Source organism: Mycobacterium sp. E2462 (genome assembly GCF_001672685.1).
In the GTDB taxonomy this organism is placed as follows: Bacteria; Actinomycetota; Actinomycetes; order Mycobacteriales; family Mycobacteriaceae; genus Mycobacterium.
In genome coordinates this window covers 1-17,076 of record NZ_LZKC01000314.1, presented here as the reverse complement: position 1 = coordinate 17,076, position 17,076 = coordinate 1, and the positions used below count along the sequence as shown (strand labels likewise).

Here is a 17,076-nt window from a genome sequence, read left to right as displayed (position 1 = left end):
CGACGTCGTCCACACCAATAGCGGTGGGCTAGTGGTCGCCGAATGGATTCGCGGCGGCTCGCTGCAGGAGGTCGCCGACACCGCCCCGTCGCCCGTCGGCGCCGTGCGGGCCATGCAATCGCTGGCCGCTGCCGCCGACGCGGCCCACCGCGCCGGGGTCGCGCTGTCGATCGACGACCCGAGCCGGGTGCGGGTCAGCATCGAGGGTGACGTGGTGCTGGCCTACCCGGCGACCATGCCCAACGCCAACCCGCAAGATGACATCCGCGGCATCGGAGCGGCGCTGTATGCGTTGCTGGTCAACCGCTGGCCATTGCCGGAGTCGGGGGCCCGCAGCGGTCTGGCCCCGGCCGACCGGGACGCCGCGGGCAACCCCGTCGAACCCATGACGGTGCACCGCGACATCCCCTTCCAGATCTCCGCGGTCGCGGTCCGCGCGGTGCAGGAGGACGGCGGGATCCGCAGCGCCTCGACGCTGCTGAACCTGCTGCAACAGGCGACCGCGGTCGCCGACCGCACCGAGGTGCTCGGCCCCATCGACGACTCCGTGTCCCCGTCCAGCGGTCGGCTGTCCGCCGGGCAAGATCACACGGCCCTCGCGCGACGACGCCGCAACCTGCTCATCGGCGCCGGGGCCGCGCTCGCCGTCATCGTGGTGGCCCTGCTGGTGTTGGCCTCGGTGGTCAGCAAGATCTTCGGCAACGTCGGCGGCGGCCTGAACAAGGACGAGCTTGGCCTCAACGGGCCCTCGTCGTCGACGTCGTCGTCGGCCACCAGTTCGGCGATCGCCGGCAGCGTGGTCAGGCCCACCAAGGCCAGCGTCTACTCCCCCGACGGCGACGCGGATAACCCCGGGCAGGCCGGCCAGGCCATCGACGGCGACCCGAGCACGTCCTGGTCGACGGAGGTCTACACCGACGCCGTCCCATTCCCCAGCTTCAAGCAGGGCGAAGGGCTGATGCTGCAGCTGCCCAACCCCACCGTCGTCGGCCAGGTGACCATCGACACGCCGAGCACCGGCATGAAGGTCGAGATCCGCTCGGCCACGTCGCCGACCCCGGGTTCTCTGAGTGACACCTCCGTCCTCGCCCCCGCCTTCTCGCTCAAGACCGGCCACAACGTGATCCCGATCCGCGCCGGGTCGCCGACGTCGAACCTGTTGGTCTGGATCACGACGTTGGGCAGCACCAACGGCAAGAGCCAAGGCGCCCTCTCGGAAATCACGGTCCAGGCCGCGTCCTGATCCGGCCCCTCACATCGGCTCGTCGAGTGAAGTGCCGCGGCATGGCCGATTGGATACTGTCCGGCCGTGGGCTTCGGAAGAAACGGCAAGCGCGAGCGGACGGACGCCGAGTTGCTGGCGGCCCACGTCGCGGGTGACCGCCAGGCCTTCGCCGAGTTGTTCGGCCGCCATCAACGGCAGCTGCACCGGCTGGCCCGGCTCACGACCCGCAGCCCCGAGGACGCCGAAGACGCCCTGCAGGACGCGATGCTCTCGGCCCACCGCGGCGCGGGATCCTTCCGGCACGACGCCGCGGTCGGCAGCTGGCTACATCGAATCGTGGTCAACGCCTGCCTGGACCGGTTGCGCCGCGCCAAGAGCCACCCGACCGTCCCGCTGGAGGACATCTACCCGGTGGCCGACCGGACGGGGCAGGTCGAGACCGCGATTCTGGTGCAGCGCGCCCTGATGCGGCTCCCGGTGGAACAACGCGCGGCGCTGGTGGCGGTCGACATGCAGGGCTACTCGGTCTCCGACACCGCCCGCCTGCTCGGCGTCGCCGAGGGCACCATCAAGAGCCGCTGCGCGCGCGCCCGGGTGCGTCTGGCGGACCTGCTCGGCTACCTCAACGCCGGCGCCCATACCGCACCCGACGCCGCCGCCGGCCCCGCCTGACCCCGGACCGTGCGTGGCCGCCGGACCGCGCATGACGGACACTGGGGCGGATGGATGCGGACAACGACGCGACGCCCGGGCCCGACCGTGCGGGGCCCGACCGGCCCCTGACCGTGGAACTGCTCGCCGACCTGCAGGCCGGAGCGCTCGACGACGACACCGCCGCGCAAGTCCGCAAGCAGGTCCGGGAGGACCCGGCCGCCGCCGACGTCTTGGCCGCGCTCAACCGGGTGCGGCGTGACGTCGCCGCGCTCGGCGACGACCCGCGATCCGCGCCGGACCCTCCCCCGCACCTGGGCGCCAAGGTCGCCGCGGCGGTGCGGGCCGCGGGCCCGGCCGGCCCGACGACGGGCGAGCCACCCACGCACTCCGCCCGCCCGGTCGTGCGTCCGTCCCGCGTCGCCGCGGCGGTGGCGGGTCTGGGCGCCGTGCTCGCCGCCATCGGCGTGGGCACGGTCGCGCTCATGAGGGCGCCCGGCCCCGCGCCCAGCACCCCCGACACCGCCGAACTGATCACCGTCTCGACCCCGCCCATGGCGATCCCGCTGACCCAAGGCGAGATCCAGGCGCTGCTCGGCCACCCGCCGGACTACGGCCCCCTCGCCGACCCCGCCCGGCGCGCCTCGTGCCTCACCGGCCTCGGCTACCCCGCTGCCACCGAGGTGCTCGGCGCGCGCCCCATCGAGATCAACGCCCGGCCCGGCGTCGTGTTGGTCGTCGCCGCCGACACACCCCGCACCCTTGCGGTGTACGCGGTAGCGCCCAGTTGCAGCGCCGCGGATACCGGACTGTTGGCCAACACACAAGTCCCGCGGCCTTAGTGTGGAGGCATGGGTCGTGCGACACACCCGGGAACAGCGGCGCCTACGCTGGCGTTTTCAGAGATCCAGAGATAAGTCGTTCGAAAGGTTTGCATGACTTCCTCCGATATCCGCGATGTGATCATCATCGGCTCGGGCCCCGCGGGGTACACGGCCGCGCTGTACACCGCGCGGGCGCAACTCGCGCCCCTGGTGTTCGAGGGCACGTCGTTCGGCGGGGCGCTGATGACGACGACCGAGGTGGAGAACTTCCCGGGCTTTCGTGACGGCATCACCGGCCCGGAGTTGATGGACCAGATGCGCGAGCAGGCGTTGCGCTTCGGCGCCGACCTGCGCATGGAAGACGTCGAATCGGTGTCGCTCGACGGGCCGGTGAAGACGGTGACGACGGCCGAGGGTGAGACCTTTCAGGCCCGCTCGGTGATCCTGGCGATGGGCGCCGCGGCCCGTTACCTCGGGGTGCCCGGCGAGCAGGAACTGCTCGGCCGCGGCGTCTCCTCCTGCGCCACCTGCGACGGGTTCTTCTTCCGCGACCAGGACATCGCGGTCATCGGCGGCGGTGACTCGGCGATGGAAGAAGCCACGTTCCTCACCCGGTTCGCCCGCAGCGTGACCTTGGTGCACCGCCGCGACGAATTCCGCGCCTCGCGCATCATGCTCGAGCGCGCCCGCGCCAACGACAAGATCACCATCCTCACCAATAAGGCGGTGCTGGGCGTCGACGGCACCGACACCGTGACGGGCCTGCGGTTGCGCGACACGGTCACCGGCGAGGAGACCACCCTGCCCGTGACCGGGGTCTTCGTCGCGATTGGCCACGACCCCCGCTCGGCCCTGGTGCGCGACGCCGTCGAGACCGATCCCGAGGGGTACGTGCTGGTGCGCGGTCGCACCACGGCGACCTCGATCGACGGCGTCTTCGCCGCGGGCGACCTGGTCGACCACACCTACCGCCAGGCCATCACCGCGGCCGGCAGCGGCTGTTCGGCTGCCATCGACGCCGAGCGCTGGCTCGCCGACCATGAAGAGGACAGCGCCGCCGCGCAGGGCGACGCCACCGAATTTCCTGGCAGTAACGACACCTTGATTGGAGCACCGCAATGACCGACGCGCAAAAGGCCGGGGCCACAGTAGAAGTCTCGGACGCATCGTTCTCGACCGAGGTGCTGTCCAGCAATAAGCCTGTGCTGGTGGACTTTTGGGCCACATGGTGCGGCCCCTGCAAGATGGTCGCGCCGGTGCTCGAGGAGATCGCCAGCGAGCGAGCCGATCAGCTCACGGTCGCCAAACTCGACGTGGACGCCAACCCCGAGACCGCGCGTGACTTTCAAGTGGTCTCCATCCCGACGCTCATCCTGTTCAAAGACGGCCAGCCGGTGAAGCGCATCGTGGGCGCCAAGGGGAAGGCCGCGCTGTTGCGCGAGCTTTCGGACGCGGTTCCCAACCTCGGCTGACGCCGCTGGCGGCGCGCGCACCACGCCCGGGTACGGCCTGGGGTTTTCTGTATTTCGGGAAGCGTCTGCGACAATACGGTTAGCTGCTGCCCACGTAAAACCTGTCAGAGACGTCCCCGGGGGGCCCTTGGTATGTCGAGTCCGCGCCGCGAACACAGCGACGCGCTGCGCTGTGGAGACCGCAGCGCGGCTGTGACCGAGATCCGGGCCACCCTGGTCACGCTGGGGTTGCTCGACGGATCCGAGGAGGATCTCAACACCGGCCGACAGGTGACGCTGGAGCTCTTCGACGCCGAGCTCGACCAGGCGGTGCGTGCGTTCCAACAACATCGCGGGCTGCTGGTCGACGGCGTCGTCGGCGAGGCCACTTACCGGGCGCTCAAAGAGGCTTCGTATCGGTTGGGCGCCCGCACGTTGTATCACCAATTCGGTGCCCCCCTGTTCGGTGACGACATCGCCACGCTGCAGGCCCGCTTGCAGGATCTCGGGTTCTACATCGGGCTCGTCGACGGGCATTTCGGCCTGCAGACCCACAACGCCCTGATGTCCTATCAGCGCGAGTACGGGTTGTCCGCCGACGGGATCTGCGGCCCGGAAACGTTGCGCTCCTTGTACTTTCTGAGTTCTCGGGTCAGCGGCGGCTCCCCGCACGCGCTGCGCGAAGAGGAGCTGGTCCGCAGCTCCGGGCCCAAGCTGTCGGGCAAGCGGATCATCATCGACCCGGGCCGCGGCGGCGCCGACCACGGCCTCATCATGCAGGGCCCGTCGGGGCCGATCAGCGAAGCGGACGTGTTGTGGGACTTGGGAAGTCGGCTCGAGGGCCGGATGGCGGCCATCGGCATGGAGACGTTCCTGTCGCGACCGATCAACCGCAGCCCGTCGGACGCCGAACGCGCGGCCACGGCCAACAACGTCGGCGCGGACCTGATGATCAGCCTGCGCTGCGAGAGTCAGCCCAGCCCCGCGGCCAGCGGCGTGGCGTCCTTCCACTTCGGCAATTCCCACGGATCGGTCTCGACCATCGGGCGTAACCTGGCCGACTTCATCCAACGGGAAGTGGTGGCCCGCACCGGGTTACAGGATTGCCGGACCCACGGACGCACCTGGGATCTGCTGCGGCTGACCCGGATGCCGACGGTCCAGGTCGACGTCGGCTACATCACCAACCCGCACGATCGCGGCATGCTCGTCGCGGCGCAGACCCGCGACGCCGTCGCCGAAGGCATTCTGGCCGCCGTCAAGCGGCTCTACCTGTTGGGCAAGAACGACCGGCCCACCGGCACCTTCACGTTCGCCGAACTGCTGGCGCACGAGCTGTCCGTGGACCGCGCCGGCAAGCTGGGCGGCTCCTAACCGTCCTGCGCGGTTTTCAGTCGATTCGCCACCGGGGACCCCGCCCCTACCGGCTGCTCGAGTTGCGCGGTTTCCAGCAGGCGCTCCAACGCCGCCTCCACCGCGGCCTTCCACCCCAAGCCCTTGTCGAGCTCCAGGCGCAGTCGCGGGAAGTACACGTGTGGCGCCACCACAACGAAGCCCGTGTCTTGGAGGAATTCGGCGTCCATCACGCAGTGGTCCACCGAGCAGTCGCCGAGGATCTCCAGCACCGGCCGCACATCCGGGGGCGCCGTCGCCGCGTCTTGCAGCTCGGCCGCCGCCGGGGTGCGGCCGAAGGCCTCGAGCGCGCGCACACCGCGGCGGACCAGTTCGTCGATCACCCGGGCGATCAGGCCGTGCGGGAGGTCGTCGATGGTCTGTCCCGGCTCGATCCCCATCGACGTCAGCAACACGGCGTCCGCCGAGACGGGTGCGGTCGGAAAGCGCTGGGCCCGCGGCACCGCGCGGGGCGGCGCGTAGAACACGTAGCCCAGGCAGGGCGGCTCACTGGTGCTGCGTTCGTCGACGACGGCCGTGGCGACTTGGCCGCACGACCCCCACTCCAACATCACCATCGACAGCCAGGCTTCCTTCTCGAACTCAGGATCGGCGAGGTGGTCCTGGTCACCGAGGGTCGCCGGATCGACCTCCCAGTACACGCAGCGGCGGGCGTGCTTGGGAAGCTGCTCGAAAGCCTCGAGTCGCAGTGGCGTGATTCGGGCGGACACTAGCCTCCTGGCTCCTGTGCTGTAGCGCAGCCAATGGCACCGGCAACCTCTCCAGGATAGGAGAGAGCCCGGTGATCGGGCCAGCGCAGCCCCCACAACGACGGGCGGACCGGCTTGCGGACCGTCGCCTGCCGGGCCCGATCCCCGGCGTTGCGAAAGTGGTTACCGCTCACAACGTTTCGCGTGGATGCGCCCGCCTGCGCTGCCGACGACTCGGCCCTCAGGCGGCCGGTGTCACAGTGACGTAATCACAGCGGGTGGTTGGTCACGGGTTCGGCGGGCTCATCACGTCGATAATTCGCTGCAAGTCGTCCACCGACCCGAACTCGACGACGATCTTGCCCTTCCGCTTGCCGAGGCTCACCGTGACCCTGGTGTCGAACGCCGTCGAAAGGCGGTCGGCGACGTCCTGCAGGCCGGGCATCTGAATCGGCTTGCGGCGCTGGGGTGCCGGCGCGGACCCGCTCCCCCGGTTGGCCAGCGTGACCGCCTCTTCAGTGGCGCGCACCGACAGGCCCTCCGCGACGATCCGGGTGGCCAGCTCTTCCTGCGCCTCGGGGCCGGCCTCCAACGACAGCAACGCGCGGGCGTGGCCGGCGGAGAGCACCCCGGCGGCGACCCGGCGCTGCACCGCGATGGGCAGCTTCAGCAGGCGGATCATGTTGGTGATCAGCGGGCGGCTACGCCCGATGCGCGTCGCGAGTTCGTCGTGGGTGACATCGAATTCGTCGAGCAGCTGCTGGTAGGCCGCCGCCTCCTCCAGGGGGTTGAGCTGCACCCGGTGGATGTTTTCCAACAGGGCGTCGCGGAGCAGGTTGTCGTCGCCGGTCTCGCGCACGATGGCGGGGATCGTCGCGAGGCCGGCCTCCTGGGCGGCCCGCCAGCGCCGCTCCCCCATCACGATCTGGTACCGGGCGCCACTCGATCCGGTCACGGCGCGGACGACGATCGGCTGCAACAAGCCGAATTCGCGAATCGAGTGCACGAGTTCGGACAGCGCTTCCTCGTCGAACACCTGTCGCGGCTGGCGTGGGTTGCGCTCGATGTCGGCCGGCGCGATCTCCCGGTAGACGGCGCCCATGGCGGCCGCGGTCGGTCCCGGACCGCCGATCAGGACGTCGGCCGCCGCGTCGCCCATCCGGGGACCGAGCGTCGCCGGCCCCGAGTCACCGTCCGCCGGCCCGGTCGGAATCAGCGAAGCCAGGCCCCGGCCGAGGCCACCCTTCTTGCGTAATGGCTGCGTCATGATCGTCCTTCCGCGTCAGTCGCGTTGCGCGAGTTCCCGGCTCGCGTCGAGGTAACTCATCGCCCCGCGTGATCCGGGGTCGTAGTCGATGATCGTCATGCTGTACCCCGGCGCCTCGGAGACCTTGACGCTGCGCGGAATCACGGTGCGCAGCACCTTGGCGCCGAAGTATCGGCGCACCTCTTCGGACACCTGATCGGCAAGCTTGGTGCGGCCGTCGTACATGGTGAGCACCACGGTGGTCACGTCGAGCGCGGGGTTGAGGTGCGCCTTGACCATCTCGATGTTGCGCATCAGCTGGGACACGCCCTCCAGCGCGTAGTACTCGCACTGGATCGGGATCATCACCTCGGGCGAGGCGACGAGCGCGTTGATGGTCAACAGCCCCAGCGACGGCGGGCAGTCGACGAAGACGTAGTCAAAGTCGAAGCTGTCGAGCTCGGCGAGGGCGGTGCGGAGGCGGTTTTCCCGCGCCACCATGCTGACCAGTTCAATCTCGGCGCCGGCCAGATCGATGGTGGCCGGCACGCAGAACAGCCGTTCGTTGTGCGGGCTGCGCCGCAACGCGGCCTCGAGCGAGACCTCGCCGAGGAGCACCTCGTAGGAGGACGGCGTGCCGGCCTGTCGATCGGTGATGCCCAGCGCGGTGCTCGCGTTGCCTTGCGGGTCGAGGTCGATGACGAGGGTTTTGAGTCCTTGCAGCGCCAGCGCCGCCGCGAGGTTCACCGCCGTGGTGGTCTTGCCGACCCCGCCCTTCTGGTTAGCGACGGTGAACACGCGGCGGTGCCGCGGCCGTGGTAGCGGCGGGTACGTGGTGTGCAGGATCCGGGTGGCCCGTTCGGCGGCGGCGCCAATCGGCGTATCGAATTCCGGCGATGTTTCACGTGAAACATGCGTCGGCGCGTTGGACGGTTCGGCGTGCCGGGCACCCACCTCGGCCTCGGCGCCCGCTGCGGCCGACCAGTCGGGTGAGGTGTTCATCGGGTTCCCGCCTTCCCAATCCGTGGCCGCCGAACCCGCGGCTGCTGTCCGCGTCGCGCTATCACGACGGTTGCGGGAGGACGCAAATAGGTCGCGCCACATGTCACCACCCTGGCATCAATGGCGCCCGACGCTTCCATCACACGCCGGTGCTGGTCGAGTTCGTCGGGACCGCGCTCCCCCTTGATGGCGAGCATCCGGCCGCCGGGCCGCAGCAGCGGAACGCTCCACTTTGTCAGTTTGTCCAACGCCGCCACCGCTCGCGACACCGCCGCATCCCTTTCGCCGAACCGTTCGCGCACCCATGGTTCCTCGGCGCGGCCGCGGACCACCTCGACGGTCAACCCTAGTTCGCCGATGGCTTCGTTGAGAAATTCGCTGCGGCGCAGCAGCGGCTCGAGCAGAACGACGTCCAAATCTGGCCGCGCGATGGCCAGCGGTATCCCCGGCAGCCCTGCGCCACTGCCGATGTCAACTACCCGCTCCCCCGGTTCGAGCAACTCCGCGAGGGCCGCGCTGTTGAGAAGGTGTCGGTCCCAGATCCGGTCGACTTCCCGCGGCCCGAGGAGCCCCCGCTCGACGCCCGGCCCCGCGAGGATCTCCGCATAGCGGTGTGCCAGTGGCAAGCGCGCGCCGAATAACGCGGCGGCCGGCGAGGAGTCGCGGTCGGTCTCGCTCGAATCGTCATGTTTCACGTGAAACATCCTCGAATCGACGCGTGCACGGCGCGGCCCCTCGGCTCGAACTACATGGATGTAACTAGCCGTGCAGGACGACCACGCGGCGCGACGGCTCGACGCCCTCGCTCTCGCTGTGCACGCCCGGCACCGCCGCCACGGCGTCGTGCACAATCTTGCGCTCGAACGGCGTCATCGGCGCGAGCTCCTCGCGTCCACCGGACTCCAGAACGCGCCGGGCCACCTTGTCGCCCAGCGCCGCGAGCTCCTCGCGACGTCGGCGTCGCCAGCTCGCGATGTCGAGCATGAGGCGGCTGCGGACCCCAGTCTTCTGGTGCACGGCAAGGCGGGTCAATTCCTGCAGCGCGTCGAGCACCTCACCGCCGCGGCCCACCAACTTGTTCAGGTCGTCGCTTCCGTCGATGCTTACCACCGCGCGGTTGCCCTCGACGTCGAGGTCGATGTCACCGTCGAAGTCGAGCAGGTCCAGCAACTCCTCGAGGTAGTCCCCCGCGATCTCGCCCTCGGCGACCAGTCGCTCCTCCAGGTCGTCGAGATTGTCGGCGGTGTCCTCCGCACCCTCGTCGCCCGTCAGCTCGGCGTCGACCGTGTCCACGTCGCGCTCGGTGGTGTCCGCGTCTGTCATGTCCATCTCCCTCATCACATGGGCCAGGGGCCCAACCGACGCCGCCCGCGAGGCGGCTCGTTCAGCTATGCCGCCGGTGTCAGCGTTTGCGTTTCTTCGGCCGCGCCCCGGGACGCGGGGTGCGGTTGCTCGCTCCGGCGCCGCCCGCCGGGCCACTTGCTCCCGTGGCGGGCGGGTCGGAGGCGTCGTCGTCGGACTCCACCTCAGGGTCGATCGGCGCACCGTTGGCGGCCGGCTTGGCGGTCCGCTTCGGCTTGGCCCCCGGCGCAGGCGCATTCGCGGCGCGTCGTTGGATCGCCTCCTGCTTCTTGGCCTCGTCCTCTTTCTCGATCATCCCGAACACGTAGTGCTGCTGGCCGAACGTCCAGATGTTGTTCGCGAACCAGTACAGGATGATCGCCAGCGGCAGGAACGGTCCGCCGACCACGACGCCGAGAGGAAACACATACAGCGACAGCTTGTTCATCATCGCCGTCTGCGGGTTGGCGGCGGCTTCCGGACTCTGCCGCGCCACCGACGCCCGGCTGTTGAAGTAGGTCGCGATGCCGGCGAGCACCATCACCGGCAGGCCCACCAGAATCACCGCGGGCCGGTGGAACACGGTGAACGCGTCGAGGCCGGTGCGCTGCGTCATGAAAGCGCCGATCGGTGCGCCGAACAGATTGGCGTCCAGGAAATGTCCGACGTCGGCGGGCGTGAACACGTAGTTGCCCGTTAGCCGGTTTTGCACCACCGACAGGTGCGGCTGCCCGAAGCCGCCGGTGGTCCGGTTGAACGAACGCAAGACGTGGTAGAGGCCGAGGAACACCGGGATCTGCGCGAGCATCGGCAGGCAGCCCAGGATCGGGTTGAAGCCGTGCTCGCGCTGCAGCTTCTGCATCTCCAGCGCCATCCGCTGGCGGTCTTTGCCGTACTTCTTCTGCAGGGCCTTGATCTGAGGCTGCAACTCCTGCATTTGGCGGGTGGTGCGGATCTGCCGGACGAACGGCTTGTAAAGCAGCGCGCGCAGGGTGAAAACCAGGAACATCACCGCCAGCGCCCACGCGAAGAAGTTCGACGGGCCCAGCAGGTAGGCGAACAGCTTGTACCAGACCCACATGATCCACGACACCGGGTAGTAGACGAAGTCGAGGCTGAAGAAATCAAACAAAAGATTCACGCTCCCCTCGCGCCACCCGTAGGCGCGCGTCGCTGGCATCTTCGAGGTTCTTGTGGCACTCCGGGCGGTCCGGTATCGGATCCCATCCGCCCCCATGCCATGGTCCGCATTTGGCGAGCCGGGCGGCGGCGAGCGAACCGCCCCGGAACAAGCCATACTCGCCCAGCGCGTCCACCGCGTACTGACTGCACGTCGGCACGAACCGACACGTCGCCGGCCGCAGCGGCGACACCATATGCCGGTACAGCTGGATGACGAAGACCAAAGCCCGCGCCGCCGCCGCGCCCGCGGATCGGGGCCAGCCGCGCAGCCGCGCCCGGCCGGTCACGACGGGGTGTCCGCGGATAGGGCGCGTCGGACACATCGCCGCAGTTGTTGCTCGAGCCGCGCCGAGGACGCCGTCCGGCTACCGGGCAGTGCCCGGATCACCAACTGATCGATGGGAGCCAACTCGCTCAGCATGGCGCGGGAGACGTGTCGTAGCCGGCGGGCGACGCGATGGCGCTCGACGGCCGAGCCCACGGTCTTGCCGACGACCAACCCCACATGCGGGCCGGTGAGCTTCGGGTCGCTGGCGCGCCGAACGTGCACGACGAGATCGGGCTGTTTCAAACGAATCCCGTGTTTCATCGTCGCGGCGAACTCCGTTGACCGCCTCATGCGGTTGCGTGCGGGCAGCACCGCCGGGAAACCTGACGGTGCGATCAGGCAGTGAGCGCGCGGCGTCCCTTCCGACGCCGACCCGACACAATCGCGCGACCGGCGCGGGTGCGCATCCGCAGACGGAACCCGTGCACGCGGGCTCGGCGCCGGTTGTTCGGCTGGAAGGTCCGCTTGCCCTTGGCCACGACGTTCTCCTCGTTGTGTCTCGCACGCCATCCGGCCGCACATCAGACGCGTGCCCGGGAGCTCGTCTGCGGTCGGTCAGATGTACTCTTACTGCCACTGCCCGGCGCGGTCCCCGAACCCGGTTCGGGTCGCAGCCGTATCGCCGACTTTCGGGCGACTGTTTGAGGGTACTGACGAGGCTTCGCCTGGTCAAACCTGGCCTGCTGCAACGCACCCGCCCGAGGTGGCGCGATGACCTTTCCCGTTTCGGTCTCACGACGCCGCGGTGTCGCTACCATGACAACCCGAACCAGGCCCGAAGTACCTTCAACCCCCGGATTGGAATGCAGCAGAACGGTTGGCAGCAGAACGGAAAACTGTTAGCTTCTGCCAATGCCGTTTTAGACTGAGGCGGCGCTCGACAATGAAGCGAGGATGGTGGATCACCTCGCTGCCTAGACACTGTTCGCCGGTGTTACGCAGCGCGGAGATCGCGAGCCGTCGCCGGTAGGTTGTGGCTCGCACCCAATCATCCTGTCCACACCTGTGCATAACTATGTGGACAAGTACGTCGTCGGCAGGTGTAGTTGTACCTCGACCCGGGATGCTCGAGAACCAGGGAGATGCGTCGTTGACCGATGACCCCGGTTCAGGTTTCACGTCCGTCTGGAACGCGGTCGTCTCCGAGCTCAACGGCGAGTCCACCGCGGACGGTGGCACACCGAATCGCACACTCATCACTCCCCTGACCCCGCAGCAACGCGCCTGGCTGAACCTGGTGCGGCCGCTGACCATCGTCGAGGGATTCGCGTTGCTGTCGGTGCCCAGCAGCTTCGTCCAAAACGAGATCGAACGTCATTTGCGGGCCCCCATCACCGATGCCCTCAGCCGCCGGCTCGGGCAGCAGATCCAGCTCGGTGTCCGGATCGCCCCACCCTCCGACGACAACGACGACGCCGTCGTCGCCGCGCCGGACTCGTTCGCGCACAATGACGGCGCCCCGACCGACGATCTCCTGGACGTCGACGACAACTTCGACAACGGCGAGTTGGTCAGCGACACCCAGCAGGGGTGGCCGAACTACTTCACCGAACGCCCGCACACCGTCGACCCGGCGATCTCCGGCGGCACCAGCCTCAACCGGCGCTACACCTTCGACACCTTCGTCATCGGCGCGTCGAACCGATTCGCGCACGCGGCGGCGCTGGCCATCGCCGAGGCGCCGGCCCGGGCCTACAACCCGCTGTTCATCTGGGGCGAGTCCGGGTTGGGCAAGACACACCTGCTGCACGCCGCCGGGAACTATGCGCAGCGACTGTTCCCCGGGATGCGGGTCAAGTACGTCTCCACCGAGGAATTCACAAACGACTTCATCAACTCGCTGCGCGACGACCGCAAGGTGGCGTTCAAGCGCAGTTACCGCGACGTCGACGTGCTGCTCGTCGACGACATCCAGTTCATCGAGGGCAAGGAAGGTATCCAGGAAGAGTTCTTCCACACCTTCAACACGTTGCACAACGCCAACAAACAGATCGTCATCTCCTCTGACCGGCCCCCCAAACAGCTCGCCACCCTGGAAGACCGGCTGCGGACGCGGTTCGAGTGGGGCCTGATTACCGACGTGCAGCCCCCAGAACTGGAAACGCGCATCGCGATTCTGCGTAAGAAGGCGCAGATGGAGCGGCTCGCGGTCCCCGACGACGTGCTGGAGCTCATCGCCAGCAGCATCGAGCGCAACATCCGCGAACTCGAGGGCGCCCTGATCCGGGTCACCGCATTCGCGTCGCTGAACAAGACGCAGATCGACAAATCGTTGGCAGAGATCGTCCTTCGCGACCTGATCGCCGATGCGAGCACGATGCAGATCAGCGCCGCGACCATCATGGCGGCGACGGCCGAGTACTTCGACACCACGGTTGAGGAACTGCGCGGGCCCGGTAAGACGCGGGCGTTGGCCCAATCACGGCAAATCGCAATGTATTTGTGCCGCGAGCTGACCGACCTGTCGCTGCCCAAGATCGGGCAGGCGTTCGGCCGTGACCACACCACCGTGATGTACGCCCAGCGCAAAATTCTGTCCGAGATGGCCGAGCGGCGTGAGGTGTTCGATCACGTCAAGGAGCTCACCACTCGCATCCGTCAGCGCTCCAAGCGCTGACTCACACCGCCGCGACCCCCTCTCAGCCCCCGCGGGGCTCCTGCGCGCGCATGTAATTTGAAAAAACTTCCCGCACCCCTGTCACACCCGTCCCAGCCGCGGGTTGTGCGCAGCGTTGTGTACAGAACATGCAAACGCCCGTGCAGGGGCGGGCCCACCGTGCACACCCCCCTGTAATCCCCAACGCCCCAACACCCGACGCACAGGCAGGGCCACTCTCATCCACAGCGCGATCGGGGCGCTAGCTGCACCGAAGTGGGTTTCTCCCCAGGATGCACAGGCCTTATTACTGGTACTGAGATATCTTCATCGGTTCTTCTTCCAAAGACGGCTTTGGGGAGCCACCGTGCGCAGCGCCGGACGAACCCATCGTCAGCCCGGCTTGTCGGCCTCGGCGTTTAGCTTTCAAGATGGCCTCGGAGGATCTACGGTTGTTCTTCGACTGCCGTTACGGTCGTCGTCGGCGTAGCAGGTGTTGCCGGCGTTCGTGGCGCAGCCCCGTGCTAGCGGGGGAGGCTAGCCACTGAATTCGAATACGCTGGTAGGTGAAGGGACGCTATGGACGCGGCGACGACGACGGCTGGTCTCAGCGGCGACTTGAAGTTTCGTTTGGTGCGGGAATCCTTCGCCGACGCGGTTTCGTGGGTGGCCAAGAATCTTCCGACCAGGCCGGCGGTGCCGGTGCTGTCGGGGGTGCTGTTGACGGGCTCCGACGAAGGCCTCACGATCTCGGGATTCGACTATGAGGTGTCCGCCGAAGCGCAGATTGCGGCCGAAATCGCTTCTCCAGGAAGTGTTTTGGTGTCGGGCCGGCTGTTGTCCGACATCGTCCGGGCGCTGCCGAACAAGCCGATCGATTTCTACGTCGACGGCAACCGGGTCGCGCTGAACTGCGGCAACGCGCGATTCTCGTTGCCGACGATGGCCGTTGAGGATTACCCGACGTTGCCCGCGCTGCCCGAGGAAACCGGCACGCTGCCGGCCGACCTGTTCGCCGAAGCGATCAGCCAGGTCGCGATCGCCGCCGGGCGCGACGACACCTTGCCGATGCTGACGGGCATCCGGGTCGAAATCACCGGTGACACGGTCGTTTTGGCGGCGACCGACCGGTTCCGGCTGGCGGTGCGCGAGCTCACCTGGTCGGCTGCGTCGTCCGACATCGACGCCGCGGTGTTGGTGCCGGCCAAGACGTTGGCCGAGGCGGCCCGCGCGGGCACCGACGGCTCCGACGTGCGGTTGTCGTTGGGCGCGGGCACCGGGGTCGGCAAGGACGGCTTGTTGGGCATCACCGGCAACGGAAAGCGCAGCACGACCCGCCTGCTCGACGCGGAGTTCCCGAAGTTCCGCCAGCTGTTGCCCGCGGAGCACACCGCGGTCGCGACCATCAACGTCGCGGAACTGACCGAGGCCATCAAGCTGGTGGCGTTGGTCGCCGACCGCGGCGCGCAGGTGCGGATGGAATTCAGCGACGGCTCGCTGCGGTTGTCCGCCGGGGCCGACGACGTCGGCCGCGCCGAAGAGGACCTGGCCGTCGACTTCGTGGGCGACCCGCTGACGATCGCGTTCAACCCGACGTATCTGACCGACGGGCTGGGCTCGGTGCACTCGGAGCGGGTGTCGTTCGGGTTCACCACCCCCGGTAAGCCGGCGCTGCTGCGCCCGGTACTCGACGACGACAGCCACCCGACCGGCACCGGTCCTTACTCCGCGCTGCCCACGGACTACGTCTACCTGCTGATGCCCGTTCGGTTGCCCGGCTGAGTGTACGTCCGGCATTTGGGGCTGCGCGACTTCCGGTCCTGGGCACACGTCGACCTCGAGCTGGCGCCGGGGCGGACCGTCTTCGTCGGCCCCAACGGCTTTGGTAAGACGAATCTCGTTGAGGCGCTGTGGTATTCGAGCACCCTAGGGTCGCACCGGGTGGGCACTGACGCCCCGCTGCTAAGGGCTGGGGCCAGCCGTGCGGTGGTGTCCACGATCGTCGTCAACGACGGCAGGGAGTGCGCCGTCGACGTGGAGATCGCCGCGGGCCGCGCCAATAAGGCGCGGCTGAACCGGTCGCCGGTGCGCAGCACCCGAGAGGTGATCGGGGTCTTGCGGGCGGTGTTGTTCGCACCAGAGGACCTGGCGCTGGTGCGCGGTGATCCATCGGACCGGCGCCGCTACCTCGACGACCTGGCGATCGTGCGCCGCCCCACGGTCGCGGGCATCCGGGCCGATTACGAGAAAGTCCTGCGGCAGCGCACCGCGCTGTTGAAATCCGCGGCGGGCGCGCGCTACCGCGGCGATCGCGGGGCGCTGGACACCCTCGACGTGTGGGACAGCCGCCTCGCCGAACACGGGTCCGCCCTGATGGCGGCGCGCATCGACCTGGTCAATCAACTGGCGCCAGAGGTGGAGAAGGCCTACCAATTGTTGGCACCGGGATCGCGGCCGGCGTCGATCGCCTACCGGTCCAGCCTGGGCTCCGAGGTTGCCGTCGACGCCCCGGACCGGGAGTTCCTCGAGGCGGCGATGCTCGTGGCGCTAGCCGCGCGGCGGGACGCGGAGCTGGAACGCGGGATGTGCCTGGTGGGTCCGCACCGCGACGATCTCGAGCTGTGGCTCGGTGATCAGCCCGCGAAAGGCTTTGCCAGCCACGGGGAATCGTGGTCTTTCGCGGTGGCGTTGCGGTTGGCCGCATACGAATTGCTGCGCGCCGACGGGGGCGAACCGGTGCTGTTGCTCGACGACGTATTCGCCGAACTGGACGCCGCACGGCGGCGTGCGCTGGCCGCCGTCGCGGAATCGGCCGAACAGGTCCTGATCACCGCGGCGGTGGTCGATGACATTCCCACGGGCTGGGACGCCACGCTGGTGCGCATCGACTTGCGCGACGGTGATTCCGGCCGGGTATCGGAGGTACAGCCATGACCGATGACACGCAGCGCGCCGGGGACGCCGACCCCGGCAAGCTCACCGGCATCGACTTGGTCCGCCGCACGCTCGAGGAGGCGCGGGCGGCGGCCCGGGCGCAGGGCAAGGACGCCGGGCGGGGCCGGTGATCTTCAGGGAGGTCACGACGCCGGCGCCCACCGCCGCGGCGATTTTGGCCAGCAACTGGCTTT

General features: G+C 68.5%; 18 protein-coding genes and 1 pseudogene. 10 read left to right on the top strand and 9 right to left on the bottom strand.

Going from position 1 to position 17,076, the window contains the following annotated elements:
* The 6 genes from A5714_RS16065 to A5714_RS16040 all read left to right on the top strand — a co-directional run.
* Positions 1–1,243: protein kinase family protein (locus A5714_RS16065; protein ID WP_197513746.1), on the top strand; the 1,243-nt coding region annotated here is incomplete at its 5' end.
* A gap of 66 nt (positions 1,244–1,309) precedes the next feature.
* Entirely contained in the window at positions 1,310–1,897 is a 588-nt protein-coding gene (gene sigM, locus A5714_RS16060; RefSeq protein ID WP_068286609.1) for an RNA polymerase sigma factor SigM, read from the top strand.
* A 50-nt stretch (positions 1,898–1,947) separates the two neighbouring features.
* Positions 1,948–2,718 carry a hypothetical protein gene (locus A5714_RS16055; RefSeq protein WP_068286606.1) on the top strand — a complete coding sequence of 257 codons (771 nt, stop codon included), beginning with the start codon at positions 1,948–1,950 and terminating at the stop codon, positions 2,716–2,718.
* Positions 2,719–2,811: 93 nt separating this feature from the next.
* A complete protein-coding gene (trxB, locus tag A5714_RS16050; RefSeq protein WP_068067638.1) occupies positions 2,812–3,822 on the top strand; it encodes a thioredoxin-disulfide reductase in 1,011 nt (336 codons plus the stop codon).
* Positions 3,819–4,172, top strand: a complete 354-nt coding sequence (gene trxA / locus A5714_RS16045) for a thioredoxin (RefSeq protein ID WP_068067641.1) — start codon at positions 3,819–3,821, stop codon at positions 4,170–4,172. Before trxB ends, trxA begins: the two co-directional genes overlap by 4 nt.
* A 132-nt stretch (positions 4,173–4,304) precedes the next feature.
* Positions 4,305–5,525, top strand: a complete 1,221-nt coding sequence (locus tag A5714_RS16040; protein WP_068067643.1) for an N-acetylmuramoyl-L-alanine amidase — start codon at positions 4,305–4,307, stop codon at positions 5,523–5,525.
* Here A5714_RS16040 and A5714_RS16035 read toward each other — a convergent pair.
* The 9 genes from A5714_RS16035 to rpmH all read right to left on the bottom strand — a co-directional run bounded on the left by A5714_RS16035 (position 5,522) and on the right by rpmH (position 11,831).
* Positions 5,522–6,274 (bottom strand): acetyltransferase, encoded by a 753-nt coding sequence (locus A5714_RS16035; protein ID WP_068067647.1) that lies wholly within the window; start codon positions 6,272–6,274, stop codon positions 5,522–5,524. The genes A5714_RS16040 and A5714_RS16035 overlap by 4 nt on opposite strands.
* 265 nt (positions 6,275–6,539) lie before the next feature.
* Entirely contained in the window at positions 6,540–7,520 is a 981-nt protein-coding gene (locus tag A5714_RS16030) for a ParB/RepB/Spo0J family partition protein (RefSeq protein ID WP_068286600.1), read from the bottom strand.
* A gap of 15 nt (positions 7,521–7,535) precedes the next feature.
* On the bottom strand, positions 7,536–8,501 hold the full coding sequence (locus A5714_RS16025) for a ParA family protein (RefSeq protein ID WP_369829450.1): 966 nt from the start codon (positions 8,499–8,501) through the stop codon (positions 7,536–7,538).
* The gene (rsmG, locus tag A5714_RS16020; protein WP_068286598.1) at positions 8,498–9,205 is read right to left on the bottom strand and encodes a 16S rRNA (guanine(527)-N(7))-methyltransferase RsmG; all 708 of its coding nucleotides are present in this window, start codon (positions 9,203–9,205) and stop codon (positions 8,498–8,500) included. The genes A5714_RS16025 and rsmG overlap by 4 nt, the downstream gene beginning before the upstream one ends.
* Before the next feature lie 55 nt (positions 9,206–9,260).
* Entirely contained in the window at positions 9,261–9,824 is a 564-nt protein-coding gene (locus A5714_RS16015; protein WP_068286620.1) for a R3H domain-containing nucleic acid-binding protein, read from the bottom strand.
* A 79-nt stretch (positions 9,825–9,903) separates the two neighbouring features.
* Complete coding sequence (gene yidC / locus A5714_RS16010; protein WP_068286597.1) at positions 9,904–10,983, bottom strand: membrane protein insertase YidC; 1,080 nt, start codon at positions 10,981–10,983, stop codon at positions 9,904–9,906.
* Positions 10,967–11,311 (bottom strand): membrane protein insertion efficiency factor YidD, encoded by a 345-nt coding sequence (yidD, locus tag A5714_RS25455; protein WP_369829449.1) that lies wholly within the window; start codon positions 11,309–11,311, stop codon positions 10,967–10,969. Before yidD ends, yidC begins: the two co-directional genes overlap by 17 nt.
* On the bottom strand, positions 11,308–11,664 hold the full coding sequence (gene rnpA, locus A5714_RS16005) for a ribonuclease P protein component (protein WP_068286594.1): 357 nt from the start codon (positions 11,662–11,664) through the stop codon (positions 11,308–11,310). The genes yidD and rnpA overlap by 4 nt, the downstream gene beginning before the upstream one ends.
* A 23-nt stretch (positions 11,665–11,687) precedes the next feature.
* The gene (rpmH, locus tag A5714_RS25450; RefSeq protein WP_068111553.1) at positions 11,688–11,831 is read right to left on the bottom strand and encodes a 50S ribosomal protein L34; all 144 of its coding nucleotides are present in this window, start codon (positions 11,829–11,831) and stop codon (positions 11,688–11,690) included.
* A gap of 611 nt (positions 11,832–12,442) precedes the next feature.
* On the opposite strand from rpmH, the gene dnaA reads away from it, so the two are divergent.
* The 4 genes and pseudogenes from dnaA to A5714_RS27460 form a co-directional block, all read left to right on the top strand.
* The gene (gene dnaA, locus A5714_RS16000) at positions 12,443–13,969 is read left to right on the top strand and encodes a chromosomal replication initiator protein DnaA (protein WP_068286612.1); all 1,527 of its coding nucleotides are present in this window, start codon (positions 12,443–12,445) and stop codon (positions 13,967–13,969) included.
* A 558-nt stretch (positions 13,970–14,527) separates the two neighbouring features.
* Positions 14,528–15,730 (top strand): DNA polymerase III subunit beta, encoded by a 1,203-nt coding sequence (gene dnaN, locus A5714_RS15995; RefSeq protein ID WP_068067663.1) that lies wholly within the window; start codon positions 14,528–14,530, stop codon positions 15,728–15,730.
* Complete coding sequence (gene recF / locus A5714_RS15990; RefSeq protein WP_068286591.1) at positions 15,731–16,882, top strand: DNA replication/repair protein RecF; 1,152 nt, start codon at positions 15,731–15,733, stop codon at positions 16,880–16,882.
* Positions 16,879–17,010: pseudogene (locus tag A5714_RS27460) on the top strand (hypothetical protein); the annotation flags it as partial. The gene recF and the pseudogene A5714_RS27460, both read left to right, overlap by 4 nt.
* Positions 17,011–17,076: the final 66 nt, after the last annotated feature.